Here is an 18820-nt window from a genome sequence, read left to right on the forward strand (position 1 = left end):
TCAAAGGAAGATAACGGATGCAAAAAACAGTTTTATGTTTCTCTTTATTCGTGCTCTTAAGTGCCTGCGAAAACAGCACTCCGGACAAAAGCGCGGCGGGAACGCCCCAAGAAACCCCGCAGCTGCAGGAAAAAGTCATCTATGGCAGCGATGATCGCAAAGACCTCTACGAAGTAAGGTCCGCCCTGCAACGGCGCCTGGCCGACTCCACAGTGGCCCTGATCAAGGAAGAAAACCTGCAGGAAGGCGCAGACTTCACGCGCATTATTGCTCAAACATTCCGCAAATCTTACAACCTGTGCCCGTCAGAACGCTTCGGAGAACAGGAAAACGCCGCCTTTTGCTCAGGCTCCTTGGTTGCGCCCGATGTCATAGCCACCGCCGGCCACTGCGTGCGCTCTGTGCGTGATTGCAGCGAAACTCGGTTCGTCTTTGGATATGCCGTGAAATCCGCAGGCGTTCAGCCCCGCGAAGTCCCTTCCAGCGAAGTCTATCGCTGTGCTGAAATCATTCATACAGAAGTTCTGGCCACCGGATCTGACTTTGCGCTGATTAAACTGGATCGCGCAGTCGCGAATCACGCTGTTCTAAAAACCCGCAAACGCGGAAGCATCAAAGTCGGAACATCCCTGGTGGTGATTGGACATCCTGTGGGCCTTCCGACCAAAGTCGCCGCCGGCGCAAAAGTGCGCAGCGCCACAGAATCTGAGCATTTCGTCGCAAACCTGGATACCTATGGTGGAAACTCAGGCTCCGCAGTATTTAATTCTTCCGGCGTGATCGAAGGCATTTTGGTCCGCGGTGACACTGACTTTGTGTATCAGGGTTCTTGCACAGTTTCCAACCGCTGTGACAGCGCTGAGTGTCGCGGTGAAGATGTCACTCGCATCACCCGCATTCTGCCCTATCTTTGACCTTCATCAGGTTTGCATGACATTCCTTTCCTGAACCGTTCTTTTTGGTTCCAATGAAGAGATGTCACAACCTCAATGGCACAAACTGGGTCCGGTGGAGCTGCTGAAGGAAAAACCCTTGCAGCAACTGGAAATTCACCGGACCAAGCTGGCTCTTATTTTCAAAGACAATGAATTCACCGCCATTTCGGGCGTGTGCAATCACGTGGGTGGACCTTTGGGGAATGGCACTCTCGAGGGCGACTATGTGGTCTGCCCCTGGCACTATTACAAGTTTCACTATCGCACCGGCTTAGGAGAGCCCGGCTATGAAGCCGACCGCGTTCCGGTGTACAGCTTAAAAATTGAAAACGACGACCTGTGGGTGGACCTAGCCAGTGCCACGCCCCGAGGACGTCTTCATCACGACCCCCATCCTCTGACCCGTCCCGTGGTGCGCGAGCCGGGCCCTTTGCGGATCGTGGGGATCTCAACAACGGTGATGGACAACGCCCATCCCCGACTTTCGACTTCGGAACTGTTACTGCAAGAAGCTTTGAGTCACGCCCAAAGAAAAGGATATGAAACGCGTTTACAAAAAATCCGCGAACTGAAATTCCGCCACTGCGAGGGGTTTTACTCCAAAAGTGCCCACGCCTGCACCTGGCCCTGTTCGATCACCCAAATGGATCCCGACGACCAGCTGGATCGTGTCTATGAGGACCTGATTCACTGGGCCGATGTGATGATTGTGGCAACACCGATTCGCTGGGGATCGGCCAGCTCTTTGTATTACAAAATGGCCGAACGTTTTAACTGCATTCAAAATCAAATCACCACTCACAACAATCAACTGGTGCGCAACAAGGTCGCCGGATTCATCATCACCGGAGGCCAGGACAATGTGCAGGCCGTGGCCGGGCACCTGATGGGCTTTTTCTCAGAACTGGGGTATCACTTGCCCCCGTTCCCGTTCATCGCCCATTCCCTGGGATGGAGCTCCGAAAACATGGAGCACAACATGCGCTATGTGCAACACAGCCGGGCCCTGAGTGAAGCGGCCCAGGAACTGGTGGACCGCTGTGCCGAGCTTTCCTGCGCGCTCCTGGAAACTTCAGCTCATGTGCTGCAGCACCGGGCTGGACGTAAAGCCTTCAATGCCAGCAAACACCGTGACCGCTAAGTCCCTGCACGGCACCGTCGATCTTATTGACAGCCCAAATCCACCTGATTCTCTATCGCCCCGGAACCGCTCTTGCACCCACTGATGGCATGCGGACCACGTTTTTAACTTTTGCAGCCTTAATGTTCTTTCAAATCATGGCACCTGACTTTGCCAGGGCCTGCAGTTGCATTGCAGATCCCTATTCAAAAACCTATCAGCTCTATAAAAAGACCTGGTACGGCACCCAGCGCAAGTGGAGCTGTGTCTATACTTGCCAGGACTCCCAGCAAAAGCGCACCGAAGTGACCGGCTATCATTCAGACTGGTATGTCACTGACAAGGGCCTGGAAGGCATCTGCGATGGCCTGCACTACGTGAACATCTACAATGCCCACCGCGGGGATTTTGTCTGGAAGTTTGAAGAGGCGCGCTGGTTCAACCCGGCACAATCGACGTCGGCCGATCTGAAAAAATGGTCGCAAAGCTGTCGCTAGAACTTCCCTGCGCAAAAAACAAAAACCCCCGGGGTTCCCCAGGGGTTCTTTTGAATTCAACTTTGAAATCGAATTACTGAGCCGTGTTGTTGATCCACTCGATCGCGTTGCTGACTTTGGCATAAACACCAAAGTACTTCGCACGAGCACAACCCTGACCCCAGCTCACAACGCCCACCAGATACGTCTGGTTGTTTTCGTCCTGAGCCACCAACGGACCGCCAGAGTCACCCTGGCAAGAGTCTTTACCACCACCCTCGTAACCAGCACAGATCATGCTGTCCGTGATGCCGTTGTTGTAGGCTTTGTTACAAGCTTCAGAAGAAACCAATGGAACGTCCACTTTTTGCAATTTCGTCGGCAAAGAGTAAGAACCTTCACGAGTCGCACCCCAGCCAGCCACAGTTGTCATGATTTCAGAACCGTCTGTTGGCAAAGCGATCTCTGCAGGATTCAACGCCACTGGAGCGTAAGAAGAATCCTGAGAAAGCTCGATCAATGCAAAGTCATTTTCCATTGTGCGGGCATTGTAGTTCGGGTGAGCGATAATTCTTTTTGGAGCGATGGATTCTGCATTCACCGCGTTGGTACGGTCATGCAGGCCGATCACAACTTTCTTCACAGTGCCACCACGAACACAGTGAGCTGCTGTCAATACCCAGTTCTTCTTGATCAAGGAACCGCCGCAGAAATGGCTGCCGCTCTGCAAAGACACGATGTATGGGAACTCACCGATGGAAGCCTCAACGCCACCAACGATTTTAGCCCCTACAGAGCCAGATTTCGCGAATACTGGAGCAGACATCATCATGAGGCCTGCGATAACAAGATGGTTCATTTTCATTTTATTCCCCTCTGGTCTTGAATCCTTCAAAACCTGTATCAATCGTTGTCTGTTTTTTCCCAATGCTCAAAGACTCTCGGCGACCCACTTTGGAACTGGCCTTTTTTCGGACCTTTGCAGAGGGGAAATTATTGCCCCCGAACATTTCTTCCTCGACGGTAATTACCGATTTTTTTAAAAGAACTTGCCAAGCCTGCATGATTTTTATGAAATTCGATTTCTTTATTCTTGGAAGATCCTCCGAAGCTCGCTAAGACTGAAATTGACGGAGGCCCCATGCGATCACTTGCTTACTCTGCTCTTTTGCTGGTCTTGTTTACCTGCTGGACTTTGAACTCCCACGCAGCGGCCCCTTTCGCGCGATTGGCTGATGGTAAAATCCAAGGCCTTCGTACTGCTCACAACACCGAAGCCTTTCTTGGAATCCCTTATGCAGAACCGCCGGTGGGTTATCTTCGCTGGAAAGCGCCCAGATCCCCGGCCCCTTGGATTGGCACTCTCAACGCCACAAAACTTCCTGTCGCCTGCCCTCAAAAAGGAAATTTCTTTGCCAATGTGCCGCCAGAAAAATTCGGAACTCCGGTTGGCAACGAAGACTGTCTGTATCTGAATGTATGGAAACCCTTCGCGGCGAAAAAACGCCCGGTGGTTTTGTGGATTCACGGCGGATCGAATTTCAAAGGCACGTCCGCGGATCCTCTTTATGACGGCGCATGGCTGGCATCATCTTCGGATGTTGTTTTTGTCAGTGCCAACTATCGACTGGGCATGCTGGGCGCACTAGCGCACGAGGCTTTGAACAAAGGCAGCAAGTGGGACAGTTCCGGCAACTATGTGACTCTTGATTTGGTCGCCGTTCTGAAATGGATTCACGCCAATATTGAAAGCTTCGGCGGAGATCCTGACAACATCACCATCATGGGTCAATCCGCTGGCTGCATGAATGTGTGGGGGCTTTTGCAAACGCCCCTTACCAAAGATCTTTTCCACCGTGCGGTTTGTTCTGCGGGTGTGCCGAATGCCTATCCTCGCTGGGTGGCGGAAACCCGTTCTGAAGACTTCATCGAAAATCTGGTGGTGAATGCCGGCTTGGTGAAAGAAAAATCCCAAGCGGAAGCGTATCTGCTAGCTAAGGGCACCAAGTGGATCCGTCAGTTCCTGTATTCCCGCACCACCGAAGAACTGGTGCAGGCCCAAGAATACATCGTGCCGTTTCAGCACTTCAAAGATGACGCCGTTTTCCCGCATGGGGTGGAGGGCATCTTATTCGGGAACTTCCACCGCGTTCCGCTGATCTTGGGTTTAACCACCGATGAAGCGACTTATCTTTTGGGTGGCGCCCTGATCAAACCCACCGACAAAGAGCTGTGGTCCCTGATTCAAAATCCTCCAGCAGATCTGAAAGAGGAAGACCTTATCAAAGACAACAAGGTGACTCTGTACCACTCCAGCACTGCCGCCGGGTCCCTGGCGATGCAGATGACGATGGAAGAAATCTTCTGGGCGGTGAAAGCTTACAACCCACAGACCTATCGTTATTCCTTTGAATGGAAAGAAACCCCCTCCCCGTGGAAAGAAGTTTTTGGCGCTGTGCACGGCATGGATGCGATGTTCTACCTGGGGAACTTTGAAACCGAAAAGCCCAGCTTTGCCCGATTTGCATGGACGGAACAGAATCGTCAGTCCCGGGAGGCCTTAAGGGACTCGATGGCACCCTACTTCAAATCCTTCTTCTGGGACGGAAATCCCAACACCCAGCTCCCCGCCCAAGCGCCTGTCTGGGACGGCCGAATGGTCTTTAAATAGACTTGAGGCGGCTTAATGGCTCACATTTGAATTTTTGAGGACATTGAGGCCCCCAAAAGGGGCTAAACTCATAAGGGAAATTCTATTGTCATGGGACCCCTTTTATGAGAACCAATTTAGATGTCTGAAAACAAAATTCGCAACGAAATTCATGTCTTTATCAACGGCGCTGAACACCGCATCTCAGGTGAAAAAGCCTTCCTTCCGCTAGCCCAGTACTTACGCTATCACAGCTCCCTTCCAGGAACCAAAGTGGTGTGCGCAGAAGGCGACTGCGGTGCCTGCACGGTGCTTTCGGCAAAACTTGAAAACAACACCTGGTCTGAATTCCAAGCCATCAATTCCTGCATCGCCCCGATGTACCTTTTCGACATGGGCTCACTGGTCACAGTGGAAGGTCTTTCTGAGCAGGAAAACTTGAGCGAAGTGCAAAACAAGATGCGCGAATTCCACGGCGGTCAATGCGGTTACTGCACGCCGGGAATGGTGTGTTCGTTGTCTTCACTGGCAGAAAAAAGCGCGTGTTCAGGAAAAGCCATCACCGAGAAAAAAGCCCGCAACTTCCTGACCGGGAATTTGTGCCGTTGCACCGGATATGAACCGATTCTGGCGGCTGCGACCAATCTGGATCTGTCAAAATGGAAGTCTCTGTCTGACAAGTACTTGACGGACAGTCAGAAAAACCAATTCCGACCCCTGGCCTCTGATTCTTTGATGATTGAAGCCGGCGCCAAAAAATTCACCGCCCCGGCGAACTTCCAGGTAGCGACCGAGCAAAAATCCAAATCCCCACAAACTCGTCTGGTGGCCGGTGCCACTGATTTGGGCGTTTTGCACAACAAAGGCAAAGCCTTCATGGATGACGTGATGAGCTTGCACAAAATCACCGACACCAATGAAATCAAAATGACCGCTGACGGGGTGTGGGTCGGAGCCCGCGTCACCCTGACAGCCCTGGAAAACTTCCTGGAAGACAAACTGCCAGAGCTTTCGCGCCTGCTGCGCATCTTCGCTTCACCGCAAATCAAAAACCAAGCCACTCTGGTCGGTAACGTCATGAACGGCTCCCCGATTGGTGACAGCATCCCTGCCCTTTTGGCGCTGGATGCAGAAGTGCACTTGCAGTCCACCAAAGGTCTTCGCAAAGTGGCTTTGCCAAAGTTTTATAAGGCCTACAAAGTCTTTGACGTGACTGCGGATGAGATTGCCACGGGGATTCTGATCCCGGTGCCGGGACCTGAATGGAAGTCCAAGTTCTTTAAAGTGTCCCTGCGTAAAGACCTGGATATTTCTGCGGTGACCTTTGCCGCTTTGCTAAAAGTCGATGGCAATACCATCAGTGACGCCCGCATCGCCATGGGCGGTGTCGGCCCCACAGTGGTTCGTTTAAGCGAGATTGAATCCGCGATGAAGGGACAAGCCTTCAGCGAAGACACCTTTGCCCGTATGGGTGAAAAGGTGCGCACTTTGATCAAGCCTATTTCAGATCTTCGCGCCACGGATGAATACCGCCTGAAGGTCGCCGAGAATTTATTCAAGAAATGCCATATTGAACTTCAACAGGAAATGACAGCATGTCCGTAGGTCAAAACATCCCTCATGATTCTTCCCGGGGCCACGTCACTGGTGGCAGTGTGTTTATCGACGACCGCCCGATGATGGCGGGCGAAGTCTTGGTGTTGCCAGTGGGTGTTCCCGCGGCCGCCGGTCGCCTGAAGTCTATTGATTATTCCCAAGCCCTGAAGTGCCGCGGAGTATTAGCGGCCTTCACGGCCAAAGACCTTTCCCACAACTCCTGGGGCACCATTGTGCCGGAACAGCCTATTCTGGTTGCCGACAAGATCGGCCACTATGATGAACCGGCTGTGCTTTTGGTCGGCACCGACATGGAAGACCTGTTGCGCGCGAAAAAACACGTGCAATTTGAAATTGAAAAAGAAAATGGCGTCTTCACCATTGATGAAGCCATCAAACTGGATCGTTTCATCTATAAAGCCAACGCCTTCAAAGTCGGCGATGCCGACGCCGCGATGGCCCAAGCCCCGCACCGCCTTAAAGGCGCCTTTGAGTGCGGCGGTCAGGAGCATTTCTATTTAGAATCCAACGCCTGCATTGCCTATCCGATGGAAGACGGACAGATCGAAGTTCACGCCAGTTCCCAGCACCCGACTGAAACCCAACATGTGGTGGCCGAAGCCTTGGGCCTGAGCTTGCATGAAGTCGTCTGCGTCGTTAAACGCATGGGTGGCGGCTTTGGCGGCAAAGAAAGTCAGGCCGCCCCATTTGCGGCGATGGCAGCATTGGTGGCAAGTAAAATGAAACGCCCGGCTCGTTTGTGTTTGTCGAAAGACGACGACATGATGATGACCGGAAAACGCCACCCTTTCAAAAACTACTATGAAGTGGGCTTTGACAACGACGGCCGCATTCTTTCTTTGAAGGCGCACCTTTACGCCGATGGGGGCGCTTACGCCGATCTATCAAGCTCGATCCTGGATCGGGCGATGTTCCACGTTGATGGCGCGTACTATCTGCCCGCCGCACACATCGAAGGTGCCGTGGTTCGCACCAATCTATATTCCAACACCGCCTTCCGTGGTTTCGGGGGCCCGCAAGGGACGATGACCATTGAAAGCATTATCGAGGACATGGCCCTGCACCTGAAAAAGGATGCCCTCGCCATCCGCGAACTGAATTGTTATCAAAAAGATCACAACAACGTGACCCACTATGGTCAGGCGTTGGGACACAATCCTCTGCCAGAACTTTTTGCGGATCTTAAAAAGTCTTCGGACTATGAAAAGCGCCGTCAAGAAATCGACGCCTTCAATGCCAGCAGCAAAACCGCGGTGCGTGGCCTGTCCATGACTGCGACCAAGTTCGGTATTGCGTTTACTGCACGCTTCCTGAATCAAGGAAATGCTTCGGTGAACGTTCACAAAGACGGCACCGTGCAGGTTTCCACCGGCGCCACCGAAATGGGTCAGGGTGTGAACACCAAGATCCAGCAGGTCGTGGCTCACGCCTTTGGTATTCCAGCCCACGACGTCAAAGTCATGGCAACCTCGACCGAGAAAAACCACAACACGTCACCTACGGCGGCCTCGAGTGGATCTGACATCAACTGTGCGGCAGCTTTGAAGGCCGCCGTCGGGATTCAGAAACGTCTGGCATGGTTGTTCCAAAACATTCTGGCTGGCACACCGATGAACGACATCGCCGAATGCCCGCCTTTGGATGAAGCCAAATTGAAATTTGAAGAATTCCATTTTGAAAACGGACTTCTGACTCACAAACCCTCCAGCAAATCCATGACTTGGCTTGACGCTGTTAAACAAGCTTACTTCAACCGTCTATCTTTGGGCGAGTACGCTCACTTTAAAACCGAGGGCCTTGGTTTTGACAAAAAGACCAGCCAAGGGACGCCGTTTAAGTATTTCACCAACGGTGTTGCCGTCAGTGAAGTGCAGGTGGATCTGTTCACAGGTGAGTATAAAGTTCTTCGTACCGACATCCTGATGGACCTGGGCCGCCGAATCAATCCGGGTATCGACAAGGGCCAAGTCACGGGTGCGTTCGTGCAAGGCATGGGCTGGGTGACTTCTGAAAAACTTTTCCACAACAAAGAGGGAAAACTTTTAAGCCACTCCCCAACCACTTATAAGATCCCGAACGTGCAAGACACGCCAAGGGTGTTTAATGTGGAATTCATTGAAAACCACGAGAACCGCGAAAACGTCCACCGCTCCAAAGCCGTGGGGGAACCGCCGTTCTTATTGGGAATCAGCGTATGGACTGCTTTGAAAGACGCCGCTAATGCCAAAAGCAAAGGCCTGATTTCGACCCTGAAGTCCCCGGCCACCCCGGAAGAAATGCTGATGGAGATCGCCCGTCATGAGTAAAATGAACTTTGAAGACTATCTGTCCGCGATGAAGTCCCTGCAGGACGCTGGAAAGTCCTTTGTCAGCGTGACACTGGTAAAACAACAAGGATCCTCGCCCCAAGACGTGGGCGCTCGGGCGCTCGTGTCGGCCGACGGATTGGAATACGGCACCGTGGGCGGTGGCAAAGTTGAAAAACGCGCTATTGAAGAAGCCCAGAAAATGATCCGCGAAAAGATCCATCATCACTACGCCGACTGGAATCTGCAAAAAGATATCGGCATGACCTGCGGTGGTGTGGTCAGCTTCTTCTTTGAATTCTTTGAATACAACCACCCGTTCAACATCTGGGTGTTCGGTGCCGGCCACATTGCCCAGGAACTGGTGCGCCTGTTGATGCGTCTGGATTGCAAGATCACGTGCGTGGATCCGCGCCAGGAATGGATCGACAAACTTCCGACCTCCAGTCGTCTGACCACAATTTGCACCGAGGACATGAAGGGCCTGGTTTCCCGCATTCCGGAAAAGTCCTTTGTGACTTTGATGACCATGGGCCATGGCACTGACCTGCCTATTTTGGTGGAAGTCATGAAACAGCGCGATCGCTTCGCTTATGTGGGTAACATCGGCAGCGACCAAAAAGCCCGCCGTTTGCGTCAGGACTTGATCGATGCCGGCATTGCTCAAGAGTCACTCGACAAGTTCCACTGCCCTATGGGAGAAAGCTTTGGCACCAACGCGCCAGTGGAAATCGCCTTCAGTATTGTGGCGCAGATTCTTAAAACAAGGGATTTGGTTCTATGAGTTTAAGCAACAAGAAAACCCAAAAGATCGCCTCCGACCTTCTGCCGGCCCGCCTGTCCCAAGCACGGGGCGATGGCACCTTGGATCTGCTCATCACGAATGTGCAGATGCTGGATGTGATCACGGGTGACATCTATCCCACGTGCATTGCCATCGGTGGTGAACATATCGTCGGAGTAGGGATGGAGTATCAAACCCAGTCCGCCCGTCGCACTTGGAACGCCCTGGGGGCTTTTGTCACCCCGGGCTTTATCGACGGTCATTTGCACATTGAATCCTCGATGATGTCGCCTTTTGAATTTGAAAAAGCGACGCTGCCGCTGGGAACCACCACCGCCATCTGTGATCCGCACGAAATCACCAACGTTCTGGGTGGCCGGGGTTTTAGCTGGTTCTTGCGTTCTTCTGAACTGATGCACCAGAATCTTTTTGTGCAGATGTCTTCCTGTGTTCCAGCTCTTCCGGGTTTTGAAACCACCGGCAGTGACTTCCCATTGGAAGAAATGAAGTCCTTCAAGGATCACCCTTCCGTTTTGGGTCTGGCCGAGATGATGAACTTCCCCGGCGTGATTCACGCCGATGAAGAAGTCCTGGCAAAAATTGAGGCCTTTGATGATCTGAACATGGACGGCCATGCGCCCCTTTTGCGCGGTAAAGCCTTGAATGCGTACCTGCTGGCGGGAATTCAAAACTGCCACGAAACCGTGACGCTGGAAGAAGGCCGCGAAAAGCTGCAAAAAGGCATGGGCCTGATCATTCGCGAAGGCAGTGTTGCCAAGAACCTGCGCACCCTGGCTCCACTGGTGAATGAATTCTCGTCCCCGCAGTGTTTGCTGTGTACGGATGATCGCAATCCATTTGAAATTGCACACGAAGGACATATCAACTATCTGATCAAAGAACTGATCAACAAACACGGCGTGGCTGTGCATGTGGCGTACCGTCTGGCGACTTATTCCGCCGCCCGCCACTTTGGTTTGAAACGTCTGGGGCTGGTGGCACCGGGCAAGAAAGCCGATCTGGTCTTCTTGAAGGACCTGAAAGCTGTCGATATTCAGGAAGTGATGATCGGTGGGAAGTTTGTTTCTGAATTAAAACTTCAGGATTCATTGCAGGAAAAACTGCAGACGTCCCAACCACCTCTTGAAAACACCATGAAGCGGTCCCCTCTGACAGAAAAAGAACTGACCGTGAATCTGCTTCCGGGTGTTTACAACGTGATTGAAATCGTGCCTCACGAAATCATCACACAACATCTGACCGTGGCTTTTGACGGCCAAAAGTTTGCTGAAAGCGATGTGCTTTACATGGCCAACATCGAACGCTATGGCAAAGGTTTGCCTCCGGCGTTGGGACTTGTAAAAGGCATGGGGCTAAAAAGCGGCGCTCTAGCCAGCTCTGTGGCGCATGATTCTCACAACATCATGGTCATCGGGACCAACCCGGCGGACATGGTTTTGGCCGTGAACACATTAATCAAATCTGGCGGCGGCTTTGCCGTGGCTGATCAGGGTGAAATCAAAGCCCTGGTGGAACTGCCAATCGCGGGTCTTCTCAGCCTCAAGAGCGCCGAAGAAATCAAAGACGGCATCGCCGACCTTAAAACCGCCTTCCGATCCTTGGGAGTCCATTTAGATGAACCGTTCATCCAAATGGCTTTCCTGGCTTTGCCGGTGATCCCGACCTTGAAGCTCACTGATCGTGGGTTGGTGAATGTCACCAACTTCAGCTTCATACCCTTACAAGTAGAGGCTTAGGTCCTTGAAGCAATTACTCTAAAGCCCCTTTCTGACAGAACGGGGCTTTTTCTTCTCGACAGTCCAGCAAATTCCGTGATTCATTCGGGGTGATTTCTTCATCAGGAGGTCACCATGTTTGAAACATTATGCGCAATGCTAGTGCCCTTTTGCATTCAGGCTTCGGATCCTGCCACCGAGAACTTAAAAGCTTACAACATTGATCCCCACAGCATCACCATCTCCGGAGTTTCCTCCGGTGGCTTTATGGCGGTGCAAATGGATGTGGCCTTTTCCTCTGTCTTTTCCGGGGCCGGGGCGGTCGCTGGCGGCGTTTACTGGTGTTCGGAAGGTGACTCCAAGAAAGCCCAAAGCCAATGCATGGGAAGCCCTGAAAAAATCGACAGCCGTTTGATGATTGAAAAAGCCCGCGAGCTGGCGGCTCTGGGTGAAATTGACTTGCTGGAAAACCTACGCACTCATCGCATTTATATTTTTGCCAGTCCCAAAGACTCTGTGGTGAAACTGGGGAACAGCGACAAGCTGATGGAATTTTACGAAAGTTTTGTTCCCGCAAGTCAAATTCACCGCGTGACCACACCAGAAACCGCCCATGGCTTCCCGACTCTGTCCAATGGCGGCCCGTGCTCAATGGCCGCGTTGCCCTGGCTTTTGAAATGCAACTTTGATACAGCCGGCGACATTCTTTCACACTTGTATTCAGACTTGGTCCCGCGTGGGTCCGCCGTCACAGAAAACCTGCACAAGTTCACACAAACTGATTTCGGAGACAGCAAAACTCCGCTTTATCGCGATGGCTGGATCTATGTTCCCGAAGCTTGTGAAAAAGGTGCCCGCTGCAAACTGCACGTGGCCTTGCATGGCTGCCAGATGAATCCGGATTTTATTCAAGATAAGTTTGCCACCCAGGCCGGATACAACGACTGGGCGGAAAGCAACAAAATCGTTGTGCTTTATCCGCAGTCGGCCCGCGACAGCCGTGGAAATCCTTATGCCTGCTGGGATTGGTTTGGTTTCACCGGACCTGATTACGTCAGCAAATCCGGCGCACAGATGTCAGCTCTGATGAAAATGATCGAGCGCGTGCGCGGACTTTAATCCGCGTTCTCGGAAGACTCCGGTTCTTCGACGTTTCTCATATGATCCGCCAGACGCAGCAGCGAATGCAAAAGCTCGCTGCGCAGGGGCTCGGCGATATTCAGCTCATCAAAAGCCTGCACCATGCACATCATCCACTGATCGCGCTCGGACTTTCCGATCTTAAACGGGAAATGGCGCATGCGCAGTCTGGGGTGTCCGTACTTTTCCACGAACAACCCAGGCCCGCCCAACCAGCCGGACAGAAACATAAACAGCTTTTCCTCGGAGCCGCGCAGATTCCCCGGGTGCATGTCGCGAATGCCCTTGGCTTCAGGAATGGTGTCCATGATTTCATAGAATCTCTTGCACAACTGGCGCAGGACTTCTTCGCCACCCAGCAATTCGTACGGTTTTTTCTCTTCAGACATTACAAGAACTTACTACTCCCGGACCAAAGTGGCAACTCGCATCACTTTGAGACATCTTGAGACTTAATTGAGGCCGAGATTTCTTCAGATTCCCTGTGAAAAAGCCGATAAAATCCTACACGCCGTGGAGTCTAAGTTCATGAAAAAATTAAATATTCAGCACGTCACTTCGATCCTTTCAATGGCCTTCTTACTGAGTGCCTGTGATCGAATGGCGGTGGATGACAGTAAAGTTTCTCTCCGACTTCCCAAAACAGTTTCCGGGAAAGCCGGGGCGCAATCTGTTTCACAACTGAAGCACATTGCTGTGCAGGTCACGGCAGCAGACATGACGACCCCCGTGGTGCTGATTCTGGATTCCCACGACAGCCAGACAGTGCCTTCGGAAATCACCCTAGAGATTCCTTCCGGTGACAACCGCCTGATTCAAGTGCTGGCGGCTTACGGCAGCGGCAGCAACGACGACAATGCAATGATCTACTACGGCGATGTGACTAAAAACCTGCTTGGCGGCACGGACACCGCCGATGTTCCCCTGGACAACCTCAGTGGTGCGCTGCCTGAAGAAGAAGGTCGCGTGTACGGCCGCTATCTGACCGGTGTCAATCAAGGCCCCAGCGGCGAGCTGAAGATGGTCTATCGCCCGGCAGGAAAACCTGGCATCGTGGTGGATCGTCAACAGATTCTGGGCGGCTGGTTTGAGGCCACCGTTTTCAAAAATGTGCCTGTTGATTATGTCCTGCCCGATGGCAGCCTGCTTGGTCAGCAGTGGACACTGGAGTCTTTGCCTTTGTCAAAACACCTGATGCGTATCCGACTTCCCGCCCACTCGGAAAAAAGATGGGAAGGCAATTCGAACTACTGGCAGGATCGTGGTGCAGACAACAAGTTCCTGGGATTCTTTGCATCCCAAGCCACGCTTCTGGATGATAAAAAAGTCTGTGCTCCCGCCAAAACTGCGAAGAACAGCGGGGATCTCTACTTCGGCAACAAGTATCTGGGACATTCCACATTGAATGTCATTCCAATCAAGGCCTTCTTCACGGGCACCACCCCACAGGTGTCAGCAAACTTTGCCTCCATCATGGGCGGCCTGGATATCAGCGCCTGCTCTACCCTGCCTTTGGCAGAGGAATTCAAACGCTATCTGGTTCTTGATAACTCGAACCTTGGCAACGAATTGTGGGAATCAATTGAAGGACTTTCAGGCCTGCGCGGAGGCATTGCAGCCCCTCGCATAAAATCCATCGATGGCATCACATCGTACCGCAATAGCTATAAGTATGGCGGCAATGCCAATGGCAGCTTCCTGGAAGTGCCTCTGCTTCCCGGCATCAAGGATTCCGTGACAAGCTATCAGATCTACAAAGCCACTACGGGCTCCATGGCCCCGATGGGTTACGACAATCGCTGCGAACCCGAAGATTTGCAGCGCCATGGGTGGATTCTGCTAAGAACCAACATTCTTCCGGAAGGCCCCGGCGACTCTGTGCAGTTCACTCTGGGCAACATTGGTTTTACTCCCGATCAAAACAGCAGCTACATGCTGTGCCTGAGCAAGAACAACATTCCCTTCGGATCACAGATCTCGTTTAGCAGTTGGACCTTCGCCGGACAGCCAGCCGCCGCCCTGAATCTGACAATGTCATCAAGCCCCTATGGCTACGCCTCTTATCCTTTGGTCAATGAGTGCCGCCGTATAGAGGTAAACTTGTCCAACACCTCAGGACCTGTGATGAACTTGAACGGCGTGTCCGTATCACTTAGTGCCGGCGGGGAAGCCGTTCTTTATGCCGATGCCACTTGCAGCACCACGGCCTCCACAAACCTGAATGTCACACTGCCTGCGGGCACCACATCCCTGCCCGTTTATGTGAAGTCCGCCAGTCCAAGCTCCTATCAAATCACGATCGACAGCAACTCCGGCGGACTCACACCCCCGGCGGCTTTGCCAATGACCGTGATCGATGCCCCAACGACGGTCCTCCAGGTGGAGCTTTCTACGAACAATTCTGACATGTACGCGGGGTACCCGGCCGAACTGAAGATTTATAGAAACGGCTGCTTCCCGATGAAACTTCGCCTGACGAACTCGGGGATTTCCGTAGTGTCTTCCGGTTCAGCCAGTCTTTCCTGGTACAAACTTGACGGAACAACATCCGCCACTCCACCAACGGGAACACGCTTGATCAACAACTGCATCAGCCGCAGTGCGATTGGCTCTCTGAACTTCAGTGCCACGTCCATCGCGGAATTTGCGATCGAAGTGGGGGCTGATCTTCCGACCAATCTGATTTTGAAAGCTGATGGCTTCAGTGCTTCCGCACAAATCGTGTTCAACAATGCGCCGCTGGTGCATCACTTGTCCTTGCGCTGGCCCAGCGGGTCTTCCGAAACTCCGGCCGTTGGCTCCTGCCAGGCACTGGAAGTCGTGGCCAAAGACGCCGCCGACCAGGATCTTCCGATCCCTGCGGGGCAGAGGCTGAGCTTTATGCCTTCAACTGTTTATCAGGGAATCACCCCAGGACCGCTGGCCGAGTTCTTTGATGGCAGCGACTGCAGCTACAATTCCAACAACTATACTATTTCATCTGGCGAAGTCAGTCGCACGATCTATGTCAAAGCGATCAATGCTTATGCTGGCTATATCAGCTACAACTCTGAACACACCGAGCGGACTCAAGGGTACTCTACGGACTTGATCAGCAAGCTGGCACTCAGCCCGTATGTCCTTCCTTTGTCCGTGACGGTGCCGGATCCGACGATCCTGGTGGGGGGCTTTGCGACCTTCTCGATCGTGGGTGGTGTGCCCCCGTACACCGCGCAGGTCCTCACCGGCCCCGGATCGGTTTCAGTGGTCGGCTATCCTCCCCACGCAATTCAGGTGACAGCCAGCGGAGTGGGCACCATCCAGGTGTCCGTCACCGACAGCAAAGGGACCGTGCATTTAGTTAATTTAACCGGGCAATAAGGCAGCAGAAGTACACACAGCATGAAAACAGAAAAGATCAGCATCCTGATAGGCATCACCGTTTCGGCCCTCTTTATGTGGTTCGGCTTCCACTATTTCAAATACGTGGACACCCCTGCGATCCAGCGCCCCTACAGTCCATTCTTAGAGGGCATTGAGGTTCTGGACCTGCGCTTTAACGACATCAAATACAAGCTCCGCCCGCCTTCCCAAAGCCAGGCTCCGGTGGCCCTGATCGCCATTGATGATGCCTCTGTGCGCGAGATCGGCCGCTTCCCGTGGAGCCGTGAAATGGTCGCGGAGATGACCGACAACTTATTAAAACTGGGCGCCAAGTCCGTCAGCTTCGATGTGATCTTTGCCGAACCTGAAACGTCCAACCCCCAAGCCGACACGGCCTTTGCCAAAGTCATCGCCGACAACCCGGACCGTATCGTTCTGGGGACTTTCAGCGAAAACCTGATCGATTTCCAGCCGCACCAGGATCTGTGTGTGGCCGAGGCGTTCCTGGCCACCGGCGGAGACCAACTGGTTAAAATCAACCCCAGCTTCGCCATCGATGAAGAAACCCATGCGATTGATGACCTGAACTGGGCCCCACTGTTCACCACCCTGTTTCAAACCATTCAGGAACGCGAGCAAAATGACCTGCTAAAAAGCCTGGGAAAAAAATCCCCCGAAGAACTTTCCACCTTCCAGAAAAACAATCTGAAGGCCCGTCAGTCTTTGGCTTTGTTCGAATACTGCAAAACGTGGCTGACCAAACACGATATTTTCCTGTCCCCTGAAAACATCGCTCAGGTTGAAACCCTGTATCACGATGTGGTGGCGGAAGCGCCTGATCTGAAAAATCTGAAATTCGAGGACCTGCGTTCGCGCATTCGCAAAGCTTATAAAACCCATCCCATTCCCCAATATGGTGAATGGACCCCGAACACGCTGGAGCTGCAAACACCTGCGAACTACACCTCAAGCTTTATCGCCCAGCTGGATGCCGACGGTTATGTCCGCCGTTATCCCCTGTTCTTCCGCTCAGGTCACAAACTGGGCACAAGCTTTATTCCGTCCATGGCTCTGCAAAGCTTCCTTCTGTCCGGCCCCTATCGCGCCGAACTGAAAATGGCCACCGCCAAAGACGGCGAAAAAAGTCTGGAGCAGTTTAACATCTATGACACCTCCAAAGAACCAGAGATCAAAATCGCAAGTTACCCGGTGGACGGTTCCGGCCAGTTGCTGATCAACTATTATGGCCGTCAGATGTCACTGCCCTATGTCTCCGCCAAAGAGCTGTTCAACGACGAAACGACCGTGAAGGTCACCACCAGCGTGATGAATCAGGAATCCAAACAGCTGGTGATTGAAACCAAAGAATACGACAAAAAAGAATTCTTCAAGGACCGCAGCTTGATCGTGGGTGCCACGGCGGTGGGCCTGTATGATCTGCGCAACACGCCGCTGGAGGCCAACTATCCAGGGCCTGAGCTTCATCTGACCATGCTGGCGAATCTTTTTGACAAACACTTCCTGAAACAGTGGAACCAGGAAGCCCAGTGGCTTCCTGTGGTGTTGTTTGTCGGCGGAACTGCGCTGGCAGTTGCTTGGGCGCTGCTGGGATCACTGTCATCCCTTCTGGGTTTTGTCATCTTCATCCTTGCCCTGGGGGCATTGGATCTTTGGCTCTTTATCAAGAACAACCTGCTGGTTCACTCCTTCCTGATCTATGCCTGTGCTTTTGCGGGCTTTGGTGCGATCCAGGTCTTTAAGTACTTCACCGAGGAAAAGAAGAAGAAGGAACTTAAATCCACTTTCTCAAAGTACGTGTCCCCGGCTGTCGTGGATGAGCTTTTAAAAGATGCCGCCAACCTGAAACTGGGAGGCCGCCGAGAGCGCATGACCGCGTTCTTCTCAGACGTGCGGGGCTTTACGACCATTTCGGAAAAATTGCCGCCCGAAGAGCTGTCCCGTGTTCTGAATCTTTATCTGACACCGATGACAGACATCGTCTTTAAAAACAGCGGCACTCTGGACAAATACATGGGTGATGCGATCATGGCCTTCTTCGGAGCCCCGGTGAAAGACCCGCATCACGCGGCCCATGCCTGCCGTTGCGCCCTGGAAAGTCTGGTAAAACTCAAAGAGCTGCAAAAAGAATTCTCGGACAAGGGTCTGCCCCATATCGATATCGGGATTGGCATCAACACCGGGGAAATGAGCGTGGGGAACATGGGTTCCAACATCGTTCAGAACTACACTGTCATGGGGGATTCCGTGAACCTGGCTTCGCGCCTTGAGGGGATCAACAAAGAATACGGCACGCGCATTGTGATCAGTGAATTCACTTACAATGACGTCAAAGAGGCCTTCACCGCCCGTGAAATCGACCGCGTGCGCGTCAAAGGAAAGCTTGAGCCCGTGCGCATCTTTGAACTGGTGTGTGAAGGTGCCGCCAAAGACAAAACCGCAGAGCTGATGGCGTCCTTCCAGATGGGATACGACCTGTACCATCAAAAACGCTTTGCCGAAGCCAAAGAAGTTTTTGAAAAAGCCCAAACCAACTGGGGTGCGGAAGAACCCGTCAGTCAGCTTTATATCGAACGCTGCCAGGAGTATCTGGACTCTCCCCCACCGCCGGACTGGGATGGGGTTTACGTCATGAAAACGAAATAAAAAAAGCCACCCGTAAGGTGGCTTTTTCA

Annotated in this window: 13 protein-coding genes; 11 read left to right on the plus strand and 2 right to left on the minus strand. The window is 52.6% G+C overall.

Features of this window, described 5'->3' with window-relative positions; translation table 11 throughout:
• Window positions 1–17: 17 nt before the first annotated feature.
• The 3 genes from BD_RS11995 to BD_RS12005 all read left to right on the plus strand — a co-directional run bounded on the left by BD_RS11995 (window position 18) and on the right by BD_RS12005 (window position 2552).
• Window positions 18–914, plus strand: a complete 897-nt coding sequence (locus BD_RS11995; protein ID WP_011165023.1) for a trypsin-like serine peptidase — start codon at window positions 18–20, stop codon at window positions 912–914.
• 61 nt (window positions 915–975) lie between these two features.
• Window positions 976–2076, plus strand: coding sequence for an NAD(P)H-dependent oxidoreductase (locus tag BD_RS12000; protein WP_011165024.1), 1101 nt, complete (start codon window positions 976–978; stop codon window positions 2074–2076).
• A 122-nt stretch (window positions 2077–2198) separates the two neighbouring features.
• Entirely contained in the window at window positions 2199–2552 is a 354-nt protein-coding gene (locus BD_RS12005; protein WP_144313855.1) for a hypothetical protein, read from the plus strand.
• 73 nt (window positions 2553–2625) lie between these two features.
• On the opposite strand, the gene BD_RS12010 is transcribed toward BD_RS12005, so the two are convergent.
• A complete protein-coding gene (locus BD_RS12010) occupies window positions 2626–3396 on the minus strand; it encodes a S1 family serine peptidase (protein ID WP_011165026.1) in 771 nt (256 codons plus the stop codon).
• 276 nt (window positions 3397–3672) lie between these two features.
• Between BD_RS12010 and BD_RS12020 the strand changes: the two genes are divergently transcribed.
• From BD_RS12020 to BD_RS12045, 6 genes are all read left to right on the plus strand, one after another.
• Window positions 3673–5202: a carboxylesterase/lipase family protein gene (locus BD_RS12020; protein WP_011165028.1), complete on the plus strand. Its 1530-nt coding sequence runs from the start codon at window positions 3673–3675 to the stop codon at window positions 5200–5202.
• 120 nt (window positions 5203–5322) lie between these two features.
• On the plus strand, window positions 5323–6786 hold the full coding sequence (locus BD_RS12025) for a xanthine dehydrogenase small subunit (protein ID WP_011165029.1): 1464 nt from the start codon (window positions 5323–5325) through the stop codon (window positions 6784–6786).
• Complete coding sequence (xdhB, locus tag BD_RS12030; protein ID WP_011165030.1) at window positions 6777–9104, plus strand: xanthine dehydrogenase molybdopterin binding subunit; 2328 nt, start codon at window positions 6777–6779, stop codon at window positions 9102–9104. The genes BD_RS12025 and xdhB overlap by 10 nt, the downstream gene beginning before the upstream one ends.
• A complete protein-coding gene (gene xdhC / locus BD_RS12035; protein ID WP_231839164.1) occupies window positions 9097–9888 on the plus strand; it encodes a xanthine dehydrogenase accessory protein XdhC in 792 nt (263 codons plus the stop codon). Before xdhB ends, xdhC begins: the two co-directional genes overlap by 8 nt.
• Window positions 9885–11645, plus strand: a complete 1761-nt coding sequence (adeD, locus tag BD_RS12040; RefSeq protein ID WP_011165032.1) for an adenine deaminase — start codon at window positions 9885–9887, stop codon at window positions 11643–11645. Before xdhC ends, adeD begins: the two co-directional genes overlap by 4 nt.
• Window positions 11646–11759: 114 nt before the next feature.
• Complete coding sequence (locus BD_RS12045; protein WP_011165033.1) at window positions 11760–12743, plus strand: extracellular catalytic domain type 2 short-chain-length polyhydroxyalkanoate depolymerase; 984 nt, start codon at window positions 11760–11762, stop codon at window positions 12741–12743.
• On the opposite strand, the gene BD_RS12050 is transcribed toward BD_RS12045, so the two are convergent.
• A complete protein-coding gene (locus BD_RS12050; protein WP_011165034.1) occupies window positions 12740–13153 on the minus strand; it encodes a group II truncated hemoglobin in 414 nt (137 codons plus the stop codon). The genes BD_RS12045 and BD_RS12050 overlap by 4 nt on opposite strands.
• 139 nt (window positions 13154–13292) lie before the next feature.
• Here BD_RS12050 and BD_RS12055 point away from each other — a divergent pair, with 139 nt between their 5' ends.
• Together BD_RS12055 and BD_RS12060 are read left to right on the plus strand one after the other, a co-directional pair.
• Window positions 13293–16124 (plus strand): hypothetical protein, encoded by a 2832-nt coding sequence (locus tag BD_RS12055; protein WP_011165035.1) that lies wholly within the window; start codon window positions 13293–13295, stop codon window positions 16122–16124.
• A 21-nt stretch (window positions 16125–16145) separates the two neighbouring features.
• Window positions 16146–18791, plus strand: coding sequence for an adenylate/guanylate cyclase domain-containing protein (locus tag BD_RS12060; RefSeq protein WP_011165036.1), 2646 nt, complete (start codon window positions 16146–16148; stop codon window positions 18789–18791).
• Window positions 18792–18820 lie beyond the last annotated feature (29 nt).

The organism is Bdellovibrio bacteriovorus HD100, from assembly GCF_000196175.1.
GTDB lineage: Bacteria > Bdellovibrionota > Bdellovibrionia > Bdellovibrionales > Bdellovibrionaceae > Bdellovibrio > Bdellovibrio bacteriovorus.